At 49.1% G+C, this 16,949-nt stretch carries 13 protein-coding genes and 1 other annotated feature; of the genes, 4 read left to right on the forward strand and 9 right to left on the reverse strand.

All coding sequences use genetic code 11. The annotated features are described in order from the left end of the window. Nucleotides 1–28 precede the first annotated feature (28 nt). Nucleotides 29–1,990 carry a sensor histidine kinase gene (locus ABN764_RS07325; RefSeq protein ID WP_446671439.1) on the reverse strand — a complete coding sequence of 654 codons (1,962 nt, stop codon included), beginning with the start codon at nucleotides 1,988–1,990 and terminating at the stop codon, nucleotides 29–31. A 324-nt stretch (nucleotides 1,991–2,314) separates the two neighbouring features. Then, nucleotides 2,315–2,713, reverse strand: a complete 399-nt coding sequence (locus ABN764_RS07330; protein ID WP_028533371.1) for an OsmC family protein — start codon at nucleotides 2,711–2,713, stop codon at nucleotides 2,315–2,317. A gap of 335 nt (nucleotides 2,714–3,048) precedes the next feature. Here ABN764_RS07330 and ABN764_RS07335 point away from each other — a divergent pair, with 335 nt between their 5' ends. The 3 genes from ABN764_RS07335 to ABN764_RS07345 all read left to right on the forward strand — a co-directional run bounded on the left by ABN764_RS07335 (nucleotide 3,049) and on the right by ABN764_RS07345 (nucleotide 6,296). Then, on the forward strand, nucleotides 3,049–3,924 hold the full coding sequence (locus ABN764_RS07335; protein ID WP_446671440.1) for a C40 family peptidase: 876 nt from the start codon (nucleotides 3,049–3,051) through the stop codon (nucleotides 3,922–3,924). Between the two features lie 296 nt (nucleotides 3,925–4,220). Beyond that, the gene (locus ABN764_RS07340; protein WP_446671441.1) at nucleotides 4,221–5,066 is read left to right on the forward strand and encodes a sugar phosphate isomerase/epimerase family protein; all 846 of its coding nucleotides are present in this window, start codon (nucleotides 4,221–4,223) and stop codon (nucleotides 5,064–5,066) included. 105 nt (nucleotides 5,067–5,171) lie between these two features. Continuing rightward, nucleotides 5,172–6,296 carry a Gfo/Idh/MocA family protein gene (locus ABN764_RS07345; protein WP_268624113.1) on the forward strand — a complete coding sequence of 375 codons (1,125 nt, stop codon included), beginning with the start codon at nucleotides 5,172–5,174 and terminating at the stop codon, nucleotides 6,294–6,296. 217 nt (nucleotides 6,297–6,513) lie between these two features. On the opposite strand, the gene ABN764_RS07350 is transcribed toward ABN764_RS07345, so the two are convergent. The 5 genes from ABN764_RS07350 to ABN764_RS07370 form a co-directional block, all read right to left on the reverse strand. Next, the gene (locus tag ABN764_RS07350) at nucleotides 6,514–6,885 is read right to left on the reverse strand and encodes a cytochrome-c oxidase (protein WP_446671442.1); all 372 of its coding nucleotides are present in this window, start codon (nucleotides 6,883–6,885) and stop codon (nucleotides 6,514–6,516) included. 228 nt (nucleotides 6,886–7,113) lie between these two features. After that, the gene (locus tag ABN764_RS07355) at nucleotides 7,114–7,452 is read right to left on the reverse strand and encodes a DsrE family protein (RefSeq protein ID WP_021257232.1); all 339 of its coding nucleotides are present in this window, start codon (nucleotides 7,450–7,452) and stop codon (nucleotides 7,114–7,116) included. 128 nt (nucleotides 7,453–7,580) lie between these two features. Continuing rightward, a complete protein-coding gene (locus ABN764_RS07360; protein WP_268624114.1) occupies nucleotides 7,581–9,254 on the reverse strand; it encodes a glutamine--tRNA ligase/YqeY domain fusion protein in 1,674 nt (557 codons plus the stop codon). A gap of 154 nt (nucleotides 9,255–9,408) precedes the next feature. Further along, complete coding sequence (ilvA, locus tag ABN764_RS07365; protein WP_021257234.1) at nucleotides 9,409–10,674, reverse strand: threonine ammonia-lyase IlvA; 1,266 nt, start codon at nucleotides 10,672–10,674, stop codon at nucleotides 9,409–9,411. Nucleotides 10,675–10,765: 91 nt separating this feature from the next. Further along, nucleotides 10,766–11,076, reverse strand: a binding site (T-box leader). 151 nt (nucleotides 11,077–11,227) lie between these two features. Continuing rightward, nucleotides 11,228–12,514, reverse strand: a complete 1,287-nt coding sequence (locus ABN764_RS07370; protein WP_021257235.1) for an MFS transporter — start codon at nucleotides 12,512–12,514, stop codon at nucleotides 11,228–11,230. Nucleotides 12,515–12,786: 272 nt separating this feature from the next. Here ABN764_RS07370 and ABN764_RS07375 point away from each other — a divergent pair, with 272 nt between their 5' ends. Next, on the forward strand, nucleotides 12,787–14,127 hold the full coding sequence (locus ABN764_RS07375; protein WP_446671443.1) for a Na+/H+ antiporter family protein: 1,341 nt from the start codon (nucleotides 12,787–12,789) through the stop codon (nucleotides 14,125–14,127). Between the two features lie 232 nt (nucleotides 14,128–14,359). Here ABN764_RS07375 and ABN764_RS07380 read toward each other — a convergent pair whose 3' ends face one another. Both ABN764_RS07380 and ABN764_RS07385 read right to left on the reverse strand, forming a co-directional pair. Continuing rightward, nucleotides 14,360–15,160 carry a TatD family hydrolase gene (locus tag ABN764_RS07380; RefSeq protein WP_446671444.1) on the reverse strand — a complete coding sequence of 267 codons (801 nt, stop codon included), beginning with the start codon at nucleotides 15,158–15,160 and terminating at the stop codon, nucleotides 14,360–14,362. Between the two features lie 95 nt (nucleotides 15,161–15,255). Further along, on the reverse strand, nucleotides 15,256–16,800 hold the full coding sequence (locus ABN764_RS07385; RefSeq protein ID WP_142544872.1) for an MDR family MFS transporter: 1,545 nt from the start codon (nucleotides 16,798–16,800) through the stop codon (nucleotides 15,256–15,258). Nucleotides 16,801–16,949: the final 149 nt, after the last annotated feature.

The following is a 16,949-nucleotide window of genomic DNA, read 5'->3' on the forward strand; positions in this document are numbered from 1 at the left end:
AGTGGTACTAGAAGTGTTCACCACGCTATTATTGCAGCGGCACCCGAACGGTTGCCGTCGTACCTACATGCAAGGTACTGTCTATCGTCAATCCATATTCATTCCCATACAGAATGCGGAGGCGCTCTTGCACATTCTTCAGACCAAGCGAACCGTGATCCTGAATTTGCGGCTGCTCCAGATCATTCTGAATCTCCTGCAGCCGTTCTGGTTCAATCCCCTTGCCATTATCGCTCACCCGAATGATCAGATCTCCCTGGTGCTGCGTAACCTCAATGCGGATATGATTATCCTTCCGATCCAAGACAATGCCATGTACGAGATAATTCTCGATGAGTGGCTGAACCGACAGCTTCATCGTATTATAGCCGCCAAGCCGCTCATCCATTTGAATGGTGAATTGCAGCTTGTCTCGATATCGTATTCGGGTCAGCTCCAAGTATCGGCGGCAATTCTCAATCTCTTCGTTCACGGTAATGATCGTCTTGTCCTTGACCATATGACGGAACATCGCTGCCAGGCTGTAGATCATTTCCCCGACATCATGAGCGCCCTTGGATACTGCCCGCATCCGGATAACCTCTAACGTGTTATATAGGAAGTGCGGCTTAATTTGCGCCTGCAGCGCTATCAGTTCCGCGTGTTTCTGCTTCAATTCGGACTTATACACCTTATTAATGTACTGCTTCAAATCCTCACACATCTGATTGAAACTACCCGCGATGAGACCGAGCTCATCTTCACGCGTAACGGGCAACCTTGCGTTCAAATTGCCTTCCTGCACTTTCTTCATCGCCATCACAATCGTCTGCGTACGGCGGGATAAATGGAGTACCGATAAATATGTCACCATCAGAACGGCAAATATACAGAGTATCGTCACAATGCCAATCGTATTCTTCAGTCCAGACAAATGATCGGTAATGGCTGCCTCCGGCAATGCGCCTACAACATACAGTCCCAGCTTATTCGTCTGAGAGACCGTTACATAGGAGGACTTCCCATCTACCTGAATCGACTGCGGCTTATTGCGCTCGAGCTTGGACAGTTCCTCAACATCGGCCCATGTCGACGTCCCCTGTGATTGGGAAGCCGGATAGATGATCTCACCTTTTTGATCCAGTACAATCCATTGCTCACCTCGAAGGGAATACCCAATCTGACGCCCAATTCCGTTCGCATTGAAATCAATCGTAATGTGTCCTGCTGTCAGCAAAGATTCTGGACTGCTCACTCGATTCGTGAAGCTGATAAGCGGCAGCTTCTCCGACTCTGACTTAATCACATTGGTCTTTGTAGGAATAGAAGCCTGAGCCTGCTTCTCTAATCGCTTGGATCCATCTTGGTCAAGCATATCGACCAAGCGATCCGAGTGCCGCAGTAACGGTATATCTTGTATATCGGCTGAAGTCTCTTCCTTTTTACTCTGATTCGTATAAGAAGAGACGCGTTCACCATAGCGATTCATCTTCCACTGTGTATTCATCTGCGGATCTTGGCTCCAGTCATAGAGCCCGCCCTTCACTCCATCACTTGTATACATATAAGCGAACTGCTTCGTAGGGCTTATGAGATTAATATTTTGCAAATCGGGATCCTTCCAGAACTGGAGCATGAAGAATTCCTGCATCTTGCGCACATAGAACATGTTGCTCGAGCTGTAGGCATCCAAGCGATAGCGGATATATTGTTCATATCCCTCATTCAGCAAGTAGACGGTATCCTGGATGAGCAGATTATCCTGATACACCTGCTGGACGATCGCCTGGGCTAGATCATTCTTCTGATCAATGTATCGGTTAATGGTATCTACCGTGCGCTGCTGCTCCATGAGTGCGTTGCTGACATCCTTACGCGCAAAGAACTCATAGGCAAACACAGATACCGTCACTAAGGAAGCAACTGCAATGAGTGAATATATCGCAATTAATTTATTGAATAATTTCTTCTTAAAGTGCTTCTGATACATCTGGTGAAACGGTTTCAACAAGGCCTATACCTCCATCCCTTGCCGGCACACGAGCACGGTAGCGGTTCGGTACCGCTTTCTTTTTCCTATACTTCACATTCACAGCTAAGGATAATCACCCTATTCAGCTGCGTGTCTTCAAGCTTTATAATATCATAATCAATATATTGAACATAACTCAAAGTGTGAATCTATTGTTGCATGAGATGGATCTTCGCCCTACCTCTATGATTACATATATACGACACAAACGATATCTTTTAGAATTATTAATATATTCCAATTGAGGGTGTATGAAGAAACCCAGCATCCTATAGAGGGTGCTGGGTTTTATTGCGGCTTCATTCATTCGTTCGCAAGCCGATCAGCAAAATACATTTCAATCTCTTTGTTCACCAGTCTTAGCAGTGTACAAGTAGTCCGCACTGCACTGAATACTTCGTCGCGTTCTTCCTTCTGAAGTCCAGCTGCTGTTATGTGAAATGTAACGTACAGGAGCTTGCCCTGATCACTCACTTCATCCACCGCATCGACTTGAAGGGACTGTAAATCCCATGCTTTCTCCGTTGCATAACTGCGAATCGATTCCGCAACCGCGAATGCTAAGCTCATCATCCATAGGTCGAAGGGCCTATTTAATGAAGCAGATCCAGACGAATCTGCCTGTTGCCTGATCATGATTTGATTATTGCCGCAACTACCGATCCATTCATGTGGTTTCATTTCTTTTACATGGACTTGCAAGACTGTCACCTCTCCTCTGTTCTATTTCACTATTACAGCGTTCTCCGCGCCAGGCCTGAGTTTGCTGCGCCTGTTTTCAGTCGAATATCGAATAAATTGCAACAGAAATAACATCTACTTACATTTCCATTATTATTTTTTCACAGTTCGTATTCAATTCAAATTCCTCAAATCCCTTGCTGTATAAGGGTTAACACTTCGGTTACAGTTTAGTTACATTTTTGTCATTTTTAATACTTCCAGACTATTGCCAGCTTTTTTAAAATTATGTTAGTCTGGTTTTGTCGATTTTTTAGTAATCAATTTACATTTTTAACAGCTGAGGAGGAGATGTAGTGAAAACCGCCATACGGACTGCTCTTGCAGCAAGCGCAGTCATCGGATGCTTGCTGTTTGCAGATAGCACACTAGGTACGAAGGCTTTTGCTGCCGACGCGCCTAAGCAAGCCACGATCCACGTCAACGGTAATGCCTTACAATTTACCGATATTATTCCCATTATTGATGAAAATCAAAATATGTATGTCCCAGTCCGCGCCTTCGCGGAGCAAATGGGTTACTCCCTGTCTTGGTCCGCTGTCAACTCCAGCGTGAACAATGTTGAATTCTCGAATGGTATGACGACTGTCCGTTTCCGTACAGACAGCGCTTCTGCCGATGTGAATGGCGAGACGATTGACATGGGTGGCAAGCCTTGGACATACAGAGATAATACATATATTCCGTTTCGTTTTTTGATGAACGCTTTTGATTTGGATTTTGAGTGGACACCCGATTATTTGAAGAGTATTCCTCGCGTTGATCGCGTTCCGCAAAAGAAGTCTGTCACGACCGCTTCTGTACAAAGCGCAGCTTCTCGCATCATCAACACAGGACGCAGTTACCTCGGCGTACCGTATGTATGGGGCGGATCAACACCTAGCGGCTTCGACTGCTCGGGATATATTCAATATATATTCCGTAAGAACGGCGTATCGCTGCCAAGGACATCCCGAGAGATGTATAATGTCGGATATCGCGTAAGCAATCCAATACCTGGCGATCTCGTATTCTTCGCGAACAATGGCAGCACAATCTCTCACGTTGGTGTCTATATCGGCAATAACCAATACTTGAATGCTTCTTCAGGCAGTGCATACCAAGTCGTAGTGACCAGCATGTCATCTTCATGGTCCAAGCGCACGTATGTCGGTGCCAAGCGCGTTCTATAGTCATCCTACGAGACATTCTTCAGCCCGCAGCTTTTGCGGGCTTTTTATTTTCCCGCTGCCAATCTCGATATGTGCAATCGTCCGTATTCTGAAGATACAGTGCGTTCAAGTATTCATTTAATATGAAAACGGTGTCATTATGGCGAATTTAGCACATTGTCCACGCTTACACAATCTGCTACTCTCGAATCAAACTCACTTCCCATACCTTCTCACAGATGAAATACCGAGTTTCAAGTTCATTATTCCCAAGATACGAAAGCAAGCTCATCACCTTTCGCATAAGGAGGAACAGCATGAAACTATCTATTGGCGGATTTTCGTTCAATAATTTGCGAGTTGAGGGCAAGATGGATATTTTCGCTTATATTGCAACTGTCCATAAACGGTACCAATTGCAGGCCATTGATTTCTGGAACGCCTTTTTTGCAGATACGACACGCCCGCTATGGCAGGTTGCGGATGATGATATGCTGCAGCGAATTCGCGACGCACTTATGGAACGAGAGATGGCTCTCGTGAATATTGCGGTTGATCGAGCCCACATCTGGGATCCCGATCCAGAAATACGCGAGGCACTGCATCAGAATGCACTTGCCCATCTGCGCGCAGCCGAAATTATGGGGGCACAGTCTGTACGTATTGATGCTGTTCACCATGGAGATGATGTGCTCAGCGATGAGGCATTTGAATACATCACGATGCGATACCGTGAGTACGCACAGCGCGCTGCTGAGGGAGGGTACTGGGTTGGGCCTGAGAATCATACCGGCTGTGCGCTGCAACCTGACACGCTGGTTCGCATATCTGAAGCAGTAAATCACCCGAACTACGGAATTCTGCTTCATCTTGGGCGATGGAAGCCTACGGGAGATTCCTTCTCGCTTCGCATGACGTCATCGGACACATTAGACGCTTATGCCGCGGAAGGCGACCTGCAGGCTGCGCCATGGGTACGACATACCCATGTTGATTATCGCTTGATTGAATCACCGCATGCCAAGGAACGATTGGCATCATTGAAGAACGCTGGTTATGACGGGTATTGGGCAATTGAGTACAATGCGCCACATGAACAGCTAACTGCTATGGAAGAGGCTATCGGGAAGCTGAAGGGTCATCTGGCTTCATTGCCCGCCTAACAGGGAGAGCTCCGTGTAATTCCTGTTACGCTGCGCCCCCGCAACAGCGCTCCCGCATGCAGATGCAGCCTAGCTGCTTAGAACAGAGTACCAAGGGGGAGAACGATGGAATCAAAACGTATTGCCATCATTGGCGTCGGACAAATCGGCAAGCATCATCTGGATGAATACGCCCGCGTCAGCGGTGCAGAAATCGTTGCTGTGTGCGATGTGAATGAAGCAGAAGCTCGGAAAGTAGCCGAGCAGTATCAAGTCCCGCATGTGTATACGGACTTCCGCGAGCTGCTGAAGCGTGATGATATTGAGGCTGTTGATGTATGCCTGCACAACAACTTCCATGCGCCAATCACCATAGCAGCATTGGAAGCAGGCAAGCATGTATATTGCGAGAAGCCGATTGCCGGTTCTTATTATGACGGTGCAGCCATGCTTGAAGCTGCTAAGGCAACCGGACGCAAGCTGCATATCCAGCTTGCTACCTTATATAACGCGGAGACGAAGGCCGCAAAGACGCTAATTGAGGATGGGCAGCTAGGCAAGCTGTACCACGCTCGTTCAACGGGCTTCCGCCGTCGTGGACGACCTTATGTTGACGGCTATGGCACTCCGTCCTTCACGCAGAAATCCATCGCTTCTGGAGGCGCCCTATACGATATGGGCGTATACCATATCTCTCAGCTGCTTTACTTGCTTGGTATGCCTCGGGTAACACGGATTAGCGGACAGACCTATCAAGAGATGGAGATGCTCCAGGAACGCCGGGAAACTAGCAAATTCGACGTTGAAGAGCTCGGCCTCGGTCTCGTAAAATTCGAGGGAGGCTTGACGCTCGATATCATCGAAGCGTGGGCAATCTACTTGGATGGCTTCGAAGGAAGCAGCATAGTGGGCTCCAAGGGCGGACTTCGCATGCCATACCAAACGAGCCAAGGACAGCATCCGTTCAGTTTCCATCATACTGTGTCAGATATGGATCTCAACGCAACAGTGGACGTCCAAGCGATGAATCGTCGCAGACACCTTCTTAATCCGAATGAATGGGCTTATGATTCTTCCCAAGGTCATTGGATTGCAGCGCTGAACGGGATTGTACCGCTGCTTCCTACCGCAGAGCTGGCACTGAATACGATGCTGATCAGCCAGGGCATCTATATGTCCAGTGCGCTAGGACGCGAAGTCACTGCCGATGAGATTATCGATGAATCGGTATCTACCGCAGTTCGTCTATAGGAATAGGGATCGGATAATCAATTGCATAAATGGCAGAAAGGCAGGATCGGTAGTGAACTGCACCCCAATTGTTAGACACCATCTAGCGATTGGAGGTGCAGTTCATAGCGCTGTTCCTGCCTTTCCTGTTCATTCCGTATACATGATGAAGATGCTACTCCATTCCCTCTCATGACTCCGACATCATCTCACGCATCATCTTTCACGTACAAGCAGCTTATGATTTCACATTACTCCATACATTAAGGGCAAATACCAAAGCCGCCAGCACTGAAATCACTCCGCCCCCGATCAACAAGGCCGTCGCAGCCGCTACCTCATTAACCGCTAATGCTAATCCAACAAGAAAAATTGGAAGTCCGATGTTGTGCAGCCAGAAATGCACGTTGCCAAGCGAACTATCCCCCGCCTTCGGGAACCTCACGTATACAAGTCCGCTGATGGCGAGCGATACCCATCCCAGCAAGCTGATATGCGCATGAAGCGACGCATATTGAAATTGCTTCGTTGCGCCTGCAATCAGTCCTGCAAGTACGCCGATAACGAAATAAAAAGCAGCCACCTTAATAAATCGCGCTCCTACAGCCATCCTCATCCCCATCCTTTACGTAATCTCGTGATTATACGTATGAATGAAGAAAATCTATTATTCCACACCTCTTGATAAGTTCATTCTGCCTGTCTTTACATCTGATTCCATTACTAGATAGAATCCGTGCCCCTTACATAAAAAGCAAAGACCGGACTCTCCGTAGAGAATCCGGTCTTGTGGGCAGCTCCATCATTGAGCTGTTGTTATGCAACTTAAGCCTAGCCGCTATCCAATAGTCAGCACTTCATGACTGGCTGCGAGTTCGACGAACGTACCCATGCCAGAGATTTGCCCTGCTGCCAGCTTGTCTGCAATTCCATAATGATCAGCACATGTCTTGCAAGCAAGCACTGGCACACCGAGCTTCTCCAGCTCAGCAAGCTGCAAGGATGCGAGCGATTGAGAAGTCAGCGCGAGCACTCCGCGATTCATGCAGAACACTGCGGCTGGAAGCTGTTCCTGCTGCTTCACAAGTGTCAGGAATGTCTCCAGAATCGTTGCTCCAAGGCCATTCTCAGCAGCACCAATTGTATCTGATGTTAGTAATACGACTTTGCCTTTCATCGAAAGACCTCCTTCATCTTCACGCCTGCTAGATGCACTGTTTCACTATCGATCAACAGCACACCAGCAGGTGTCTATCGCGTCAAGATGCGGCGCTATAGGGGACACAAGGTCACTCCCGTTATTTCTTACTGCTTCGGTAATGCGAACGAGCTCTTCAAGGATACCGTCAAGTTGAACACAGGCTTGCCTGGTTCTGAGCTTTTCGGATCCACATTGAAGTACCCGTGACGGAAGAATTGGAACTTGTCATGCGGCTCCACATCCTTCATATTCGGCTCGATGAAGCCTTGCTCCACCACGAGGGAGTTCGGGTTAATGCGCTCCAAGAAGGACGCGGACTCGTCCTCTTCCTCTTGCTCATCAAGAATGAGCGGCTCGTACAATCGGAACTCAGCCGGAACTGCATGTGTAGCATCCACCCAGTGAAGGGTCCCTTTCACTTTGCGGCCGGTAAACCCGCTTCCGCTCTTCGTCTCAGGGTCGTACGTACAATGGATCTCTACTACATTGCCGTTCTCATCCTTCACGAAGTCGTTGCATTTGATGAAGTACGCATGCTTCAAGCGCACTTCATTGCCTGGGAACAGGCGGAAGTACTTGTTCGGCGGATTCTCCATAAAGTCATCTTGCTCGATGTAAATCTCGCGAGAGAATGGGATCTGGCGAACGCCCATTTCCGGGTTCTCTGGATTTACTTCCGCATCCAGCCATTCTACTTGTCCTTCCGGATAGTTCGTAATGACGACCTTAAGCGGCTTCAATACGCCCATTGTCCGTGGCGCCTTCAGCTTCAAGTCTTCCCGCAGGAAGTGCTCCAAATATTTAAAATCAATAACACCGCTCGACTTCGTTACCCCGATCTCGCGACAGAACGTACGGATCGACTCTGGTGTAAATCCACGGCGGCGAAGACCGGATACAGTCGGCATGCGCGGATCGTCCCAACCGTCTACAACATTCTCGTCTACGAGCAGCTTCAGCTTACGCTTACTCATCACGGTATTCGTCAAGTTCAAGCGCCCGAATTCATACTGATGCGGCGTCTTCTCCATCTCGCTTTGCTCGACGACCCAGTCATACAACGGACGTTGATCCTCGAACTCAACCGTACAGATCGAGTGCGTTACACCTTCAATTGCATCCTCAAGCGGATGTGCGAATGCATACATCGGGTAGATGCACCATGCATCGCCTGTATTGTGATGAGTAGCGTGCGCGATACGGTAAATAACCGGGTCACGCAAGTTAATGTTCGGTGACGACATGTCGATTTTGGCACGAAGCACCTTCTCGCCGTTGCCGAATTCGCCACCCCGCATACGAGCGAACAGATCAAGATTCTCTTCTACCGAACGCTCCCGGTACGGGCTGTTCTGTCCAGGCTCTGTGAGCGTACCGCGTGTCTCGCGAATTTGATCCGCAGACAGATCGTCTACGTACGCAAGCCCCTTGTTAATCAGCAATACTGCACGATTGTACATCTCTTCGAAGTAGTCAGACGCGAAAAAGAGTCCGTCCCACTTAAAGCCGAGCCACTCCACATCTTTTTTAATGGACTCGACGTATTCAGTATCTTCCTTCAGCGGATTCGTATCATCGAAGCGCAGATGCGCACGGCCTTTGAACTCACGCGCCAGCTCAAAGTTCAAGCATATCGACTTCGCGTGTCCGATATGCAAGTAGCCGTTCGGCTCAGGCGGAAAGCGTGTAACGATATCGTTTACGCGGCCTTCCTTCAAGTCATCAACAATGATGTTGCGTATAAAGTTGGAGCTATGATTTGGATTCGGATTGTCCACCAGTCATCAACCTTTCTTTGCCCTAACACACTTTGTTAATAAATATACCCGTATCGTCCAGCGAGTTCAACACCGATTGTCCACTCCTCGCGTACTGCGAGTGCAAACTTGAACCCTCGAACAGTTCTATCATCCAAGTCCAAGTACTATCCGATTACACCAGAAGATCGAACAGCGTCTTGTCTTTGTTCACCTCAATGTATTGGATGCCCCTCTTGTTCATCCGCTCAATGAGCGGCTCATAATCTTCCTTATACTTCAGCTCAATGCCGACAAGTGCAGACCCATTGTCCTTGTTATGCTTCTTATTATACTCGAAGCGCGTAATATCATCGTTCGGACCGAGCACATCCTGCAAGAACTCACGGAGGGCTCCTGCCCGCTGCGGGAAGTTCACCGTGAAGTAGTATTTCAGGCCTTCATAAATGAGAGAACGCTCTTTAATTTCCTGCATGCGATCAATATCATTGTTGCCTCCGCTAATAACACATACGATATTTTTACCGCGAATCTGTTCCCGGTACAGATCCAAGGCTGCAATCGGTAGGGAGCCCGCGGGTTCAACTACAATCGCATTCTCGTTATACAACTGAAGAATTGTCGTACAGGCCTTGCCTTCCGGTACCTGAATCACATCATCCAGCAGATTCGAGCAAATTTCATAAGGCAGTTGTCCAACCCGCTTGACCGCAGCGCCATCGACGAACTTATCGATCGTATCCAGCGTAAGTACTTCCTTGCGTTCCAATGCCGCAGTCATCGACGCTGCTCCTTCTGGCTCCACACCGATGATGCGAGTTGTTGGACTAACGGTCTTCACATAGGTGCTTACCCCCGCCGCCAAGCCGCCACCGCCAATCGTTACGAACACATAGTCTGCTGCGCCTTCCAGCGACTCCATAATCTCCATGCCTACCGTTCCGTTGCCCGCCACGATATAAGGATCATCGAACGGATGGATGAACGTACTGCCCTTCTCGTCACAGATGTTCATAGCTGCCTCGTACGCATCGTCATACGTATCCCCAGTCAGCACGACATTGACATATGATCCACCGAAACGCTTCACCTGCGTTACCTTCTGGCTTGGCGTCGTGCTCGGCATTACGATCGTGCCTTGAATTTGCAGTGCTTGGCAGGAATAGGCGACTCCCTGCGCATGGTTGCCTGCGCTTGCACAGACGATACCGCGCTCAAGCTCCTCCTCCGTCAGGTGGCGAATCATGTTATAGGCGCCGCGAATCTTGAATGAGCGGACAATCTGCAAATCCTCACGCTTCAAGTACACGTTGCAGTCATACTTAGCGGACAATATGGGGTCACGCTGAAGCGGTGTCCGAACGATGACTTCTTTGAGCACGTGATGTGCACGAACGATATGTTCCATAGTAACTGCAGGTGCTGCTTGGGTCGTTTCCATTGTCGGTTCCTCGCTTTCGATCGAATATACGTATTTTGTACACAGTGATAATGAAAGTACAACCTCTACAAATAGAAAAAACTCATCCCTAAGAAGGGACGAGTTTGAGCTCGTGGTACCACCCTTGTTCTGCAGCTGTACATCGCTCCCTCTTCGGAAATCGACCTGTTCTGCTGCAGCGCTTGGCCGCGTATTCATCGCGAATCCGGGTAACGGTGGAACTGCCGTCCTTGCTTACTCACACATCTGTGCCCTGCAACCCCAAAGAATAGGAGGCGCACAGTTCGCATTCAGCAGGGAATCTCGGAGAGGATATTCGGCCATGTCAGCCATCGACTCGCACCACCCGTCGACTCTCTTCAGACTGCTTCATAGCGTACTCGTTCTCGTCATCAATTGTTGACCTGTCTTGCAACTATTATCCCTATATTATGAACACGCGGCGTACCCAATGTCAATGGGCCGCCGCAGTTGTTCCGATATTCTATTCGAGCAGGATTCGTGTATGTCTGTTACGGACAAATAGAATCAGCATCTCTCGTATTGAAAAGCATTAGCCTTCCGTACCTGTCGTCCGCTGAAGCGAATCATTCGGCGATGGCTTGCGCGTAAGCAAGATTGGAAGCATCACGAGAATACCCAATATGAAGAGCACGGTTGCTACCTCATATATAAATACAATAGAAGTAAGCTGCTTAATACCTCCTGATAATGACATCGTCAGTACCATGGCACCCGTGAACATCGGGCTAAGAATACCATTAACGCGACCGATGAAATCACCTTCAGTATTTTGCAAAATCATCGTGTTAATCCCGATTTGAATGCAAGGCAAGAACAACCCACTGATGAATTGAGCAACCAACGTCAGCCACAACTGCGTAGAGAGGCCTGCCATCAGCATGCCTCCGCTGCTCATCAGCATCCCGACAGCCAGCATGTGCTGCGGAAGCAGCTTCTTCGAAATGCCCATGGCTAGCGCACCGCCAATAAGCATTGCACCGCCGTTAACCATCACCAAGTAACTAAGATTTTCCTTCGGCAACCCAAGCCGTTCAGTTACAAGGAAGGCACCCATCGGTTGAATCAATCCAATTGCCAATCCAGCAAAAGCAAAACAACCGCCAAGCGGCTTCAATAGGCGACTCTTCATGACATAGCGGAAGCCTGCCGCCAGTTCCTGCGCCACATTCGTTTGCTTATGCTTCTCTTTGTCCTCTGCATGATCAGCAGGAAGGAACAGAAGTGCTACTGCCGACAGAATGAACGCAATCCCTGTAATCACAAGCGACACTTGTATCCCATAATGTTGGAAGATGGTTGTGCCGATTGCTGGACCTAGAACCATGAACAAGGCTACCATCGTCTGGAATATCGACATGCCGGCCTGCAGCATCTCCTCTGGCACGTGCTGCTTGAACAGCTTCATGGATGAAGGCTGCGAGAATTGAGACAAAATAGCCGAAATAAAGGTCGTGAAGAAAACGGCATGCCAATCTCCTAAGACGATCGTCCACATCACGGCGAACACAGACAAAGCACTTAGGAAGTCACACCATATCATGGTCCGCTTTGGACGCCACCGGTCTGCGAATGTTCCTCCGATAAAGGAAAAAATAAAGATAGGCGCAAACTCAGCTACGGATACCATTGAGACGGCGAACGGATCTCCATTCGTCATTTCCATGACAAACAAAAGGACAGCAAAGTTCCGTACCCATACCCCAATTTGCATAAATAGACCCGCAACCATAATCGCTTGGACAAAGCGATTGCGGAACAAACTAAAGACGGACTTGTTCTCGCCCGACTGTACATTCCCAGATTGTGCATGAGTCATAGACAACTCTCCCTCCACATATAACAAATAGCAGTTCATTTATCTCTAATTTGACATGAACTTTATTAGTGTATAGCAATCAGGCAAAGATCACATCAGTTCGAAGACGGATATTATTAGTAATTTTTGTAAAGAACACATCGTACGTTAAAAATACAAAGAGGTTGAGCTTTACAGGAAATGATTGTACGTTGCTATGGTAAAGTGGTAATGTTTTAATTAGGTATCATAGTGACGCAAACGTAAAGTTGAAATAAAGGTGGCATCAGACGATGAATGCAGTACTACTATCATTGGCAATATTATTCGGATTAAGTATGCTTCGCGTACATGTTGTACTTGCGATGCTGACAGCTACTGTTGTAGGCGGGCTAGCAGGAGGCCTTAGCATATCTCGCGTACTCGATGTCTTCGGAGAAGGACTGAAAGACAATGCCGGAATTGCTCTAAGCTACGCACTGCTGGGGGCATTCGCCGCTGGCTTGACGGAAACAGGATTGCCGGACAAGCTGGTGCGCGGCGCGGTAAGCTTAGTACAGGGAAAGGATAGCACGAAGGCTCCTCGTGCCGCTGCACGGTATCTCGTGTTGGCCGCCATTGCACTCATTGCTTGCATGTCGCAAAATGCTGTTCCCGTGCATATCGCCTTCATTCCCGTGCTCATTCCACCGCTGCTCGTGCTGTTCAATTCACTGCACATCGATCGGAGAGCCGTTGCATGCGCGCTTACATTCGGTCTTATTACACCATACATGCTTCTGCCTGTTGGATTCGGGGCAATCTTCCACGACACCGTAGCAGGCAATATAACCAAGAATGGCCTTGCAGTCGATGCATCACTGCTCCCACGAGCCATGCTGATTCCGGCTGTTGGTATGGTGATCGGACTTATTGTCTCACTTGCAATCTCTTATCGCAAGCCGCGTCAATACACAACAATAGAAGGAACAACGCAGTCTGGATCTTCTCCCATTCCAGGTCAAGACGGAAAGACAAACAAGTGGGCAGCTTGGTCAGGACTCGCTGCTATCGCGGCAATGCTGACGGTACAGCTCAGCACGGGATCTATGATCTATGGGGCGGCCGCCGGATTGGCAATCCTCATCCTATCACGCGTCATTCCATGGAGCAGAGCAGATCGTGTCCTAACAGACGGCATGCGGTCGATGGCCTATATTGGCTTCGTCATGATGTCAGCCTCTGGCTTCGGCGCTGTACTGCGAGATACGGGACATATTGAGACACTTGTGCGGGCTTCTGTGGAGGCAGTTGGCGACAACCGAGCAATAGCTGCGCTGTTAATGCTTGCGATCGGACTGCTTGTTACACTTGGCATCGGTTCCTCGTTCTCCACCATTCCGATTATCGCCACTGTATTCGTGCCGCTGTGCATCGGACTAGGATTCAGCCCGCTAGCCACTGTTGCCCTTATCGGAACAGCAGGCGCACTGGGTGATGCTGGTTCACCTGCCTCGGACAGTACACTTGGTCCTACGGCCGGCTTGAACGCGGATGGGCAGCACGATCATATTTGGGATACCTGCGTGCCAACCTTCCTCCATTACAATGTGCCGCTGCTTGTCGCAGGTTTCATTGCTGCAATGGTGTTGTAATGGATTGAAAAGCATCTTGCAGCGAGCTGCGCATGGTACCACCACCTCATAAAAGCAAGGGATTGTCTGTGCTTCGTCGGAGCATTGACTCGTATGGGTATGGACAATCCCCTGTTAAGTATCCATAAATACGCCATCCACATAAATCAGCGAATTCCTATCTACAATCATCTATTCTTATTGACTAAGCCAAGCAGCATACTTGCTGCATCAACATGTGTCCTTTCTACCTTTATACCCCGTAACAGCGCCGCGCATTCGCACGCAGCAGTTTCGTTGCTTCCATGATATCCATACCTCGCAGAGTGGCCCACTCTATGGCAACATCTCGTGCCATCATGGGCATCGTATGTCGGCCTGTATACGCTCCTTCGAATGGCCATGGTCCATCCGTTTCCGTCATCACCTGCTCCACTGGATACTGTCTGGCCAACGCCCGGATCTCATCCTCATAATGGATGTCTGGCGTAAATGAGATGAAATAACCGTTGTCAGCCATGCGGGATATCGTCTTCCCATCTCCCTTGAACCAGTGAAAATGCGCGCGACGCACACTATATCGCTCAAGTAAATCAACGACAATCGGAGCGTCATCGTACACGGCGTGAAGCACAATTGGCAAATCCCATGCAGCAGCCCGCTCTACAAACAATTCAAGCAGCTCTATATAGGGCAAGCGGTCAAATGAGTCGCCGCGCTTCTGCGACTCCTCCCGCATATAATACGGCAAACCAACCTCACCAATGGCAATCATGCTCTCCTTATGCAGCTCAAGCCAGGCCAGCAGCCCTTCCTGCTCGTCAGCACTTGGAAGAGCTTGCTCAGGATGGAATCCGTATGCAGGGAGTACCTTGCCGGGATAACGATTCGCCCATTGCTCGGTGTGGTAGCAAGAGGCAAGATTCATAGACACCGCAATCACATAATCCAAGTATGGATGGTTTAGTGACGCTTCCAGTTCTGCGACTGCTGCTTGCTTATATCCATCAATATGTATATGTGCATCCACAACATGCACTTCATATTCGTTCATTGTGTTCAACCCCCATCTCAAAAAACGCCGCAGGCGTCACGTCTTAGACGAGTATCCTGCGGCGATTCACTTCAAAGGCTACGGCCTTGCTTTCTTTACATTTCTCCGGCTCTCAATTCACTTGCCTCATTCGAATTTCCGCCACGACCCTGACCTTGATCCCCTCGAATCATCCGAGCATTCCCCATAAGCGCAATACATACAAGCGCACATGCTACTGGGATGAGGGCCCATTGGAAGGTGCTAGCAATCGAGTCCGCGAGAGCCGTTGTCAGACCCCGGGCCACTTCAGGCGGAAGATCGCCCATCTGCCCGCTCATTAGTGTCTCGGGTTTAAGCTCCATCGCTGGACCGCCCGCAGGCATTACCTCCTGTAAACGCCCTTGGAACATATGCGACTGGATCGTACCGAACAAGGTGATACCAATCGTCATCCCAAGCGAGCGTGAGAAGGAAGCGGTCGAGTTCGCTGCGCCACGCTGATGAAACTCCATGCCGTGCATAGAGGACATGCTGAGCAAGGAGAAGGAGAAGCCAACACCAAGTCCCGTTAAGACCATATATAGCGTCAACAACGTACGCGGTGTATCTGTCGAAATCGTACTGAGCGCGAACATACCGCCGATGAAGAAAATACCGGATACGATCATCAAACTGCGGTAGCTGCGCTTCGCAACCATAATACCGGCAATCGAACTCGTCACAACGGAACCGATCATCATCGGTGTCAAGACGAGACCACTATCTGTTGCCGAGCCTCCATATACCCATTGGACAAACAGCGGGATATATACGGTAGCAATCACGAACGACACCCCGTAGAAGAAGCCGACACCCTGGCTTGCCGCAAACAAGCGGCGCTTGAACAGATTGAACGAAATAATCGGTTCCTGCACCCGTGTCTCAATGATCAAGAAGGCGATCAAGAACACAAGGAATATCGCAAATAGACTGATAATAACTGTTGAATCCCAAGCGTACTCTTTGCCTCCAAGCTCAAGCGCGAACATAAAGCTGACGATTGCGACAACGAGCGTAATGGCTCCGCCCCAATCAATGCGCTGCTTCTTGGTCGTAGTCTTCTCCTTGTAGAACTGCATAATGAACCATAAGGAGATAAGGCCAAGCGGCAAGTTGATGTAGAATACCCACTCCCAACCGATATATTGGGTAATGTATGCGCCAAGCAGAGGGCCCGCCACACTCGATACTCCGAACACCGCACCAAATAGCCCCGTCATCTTGCCCCGTTTCTCAGGCGGGAACACATCGAAAATAATCGTAAACGCGATCGGCATGACGGCACCGCCGCCAATCCCTTGAATCGCGCGGTAAATTGCAAGCTGAATCATGCTGTCCGCCGTTCCGCACAGCGCACTGCCGACCAAGAAGACGAGCAAACCGAACACATAGAACCGCTTGCGGCCATACATGTCGGACAGCTTTCCGAAAATCGGCATCCCTGCCATTGTCGCTACCATGTAGGCTGACGTCACCCACACGTACAAATTGAAGCCGCCCATCTCGCCTACAATCGTTGGCATCGCCGTTGCAACAATCGTATTGTCCATGGCTGCCATCAGGATACCAAGCAGCAGGCCGGCAACGACCATCCGCAGATTGCTTTCTTTCGTAATCATTTGAATTCATTCCTCCTCAGGACACACCGTCATCTCTATACAGCAATGCACAGAGTTACGGCTATCCATGTCTAACGAGATTTAATTATAATCTTTGCCTCTAACTTTTTCCACCAGAAAATGAACAGCGGGTCATTCCAGGCAGCGGG

The sequence above is a fragment of the Paenibacillus wuxiensis genome (genome assembly GCF_040195695.1).
Classification (GTDB): Bacteria; Bacillota; Bacilli; order Paenibacillales; family Paenibacillaceae; genus Paenibacillus_B; species Paenibacillus_B suaedae.

What these genes read in the sequence shown, in the direction of transcription:
- ilvA (WP_021257234.1), bottom strand. Translation starts at nt 10,674, where the DNA reads ATGGAAACGACCCAAGCAGCACCTGCAGTTACTATGGAACATATCGTT.
- ABN764_RS07380 (WP_446671444.1), bottom strand. Translation starts at nt 15,160, where the DNA reads ATGAACGAATATGAAGTGCATGTTGTGGATGCACATATACATATTGAT.
- ABN764_RS07345 (WP_268624113.1), top strand. Translation starts at nt 5,172, where the DNA reads ATGGAATCAAAACGTATTGCCATCATTGGCGTCGGACAAATCGGCAAG.
- ABN764_RS07375 (WP_446671443.1), top strand. Translation starts at nt 12,787, where the DNA reads ATGAATGCAGTACTACTATCATTGGCAATATTATTCGGATTAAGTATG.
- ABN764_RS07340 (WP_446671441.1), top strand. Translation starts at nt 4,221, where the DNA reads ATGAAACTATCTATTGGCGGATTTTCGTTCAATAATTTGCGAGTTGAG.
- ABN764_RS07385 (WP_142544872.1), bottom strand. Translation starts at nt 16,800, where the DNA reads ATGATTACGAAAGAAAGCAATCTGCGGATGGTCGTTGCCGGCCTGCTG.
- ABN764_RS07350 (WP_446671442.1), bottom strand. Translation starts at nt 6,885, where the DNA reads ATGGCTGTAGGAGCGCGATTTATTAAGGTGGCTGCTTTTTATTTCGTT.
- ABN764_RS07370 (WP_021257235.1), bottom strand. Translation starts at nt 12,514, where the DNA reads ATGACTCATGCACAATCTGGGAATGTACAGTCGGGCGAGAACAAGTCC.
- ABN764_RS07355 (WP_021257232.1), bottom strand. Translation starts at nt 7,452, where the DNA reads ATGAAAGGCAAAGTCGTATTACTAACATCAGATACAATTGGTGCTGCT.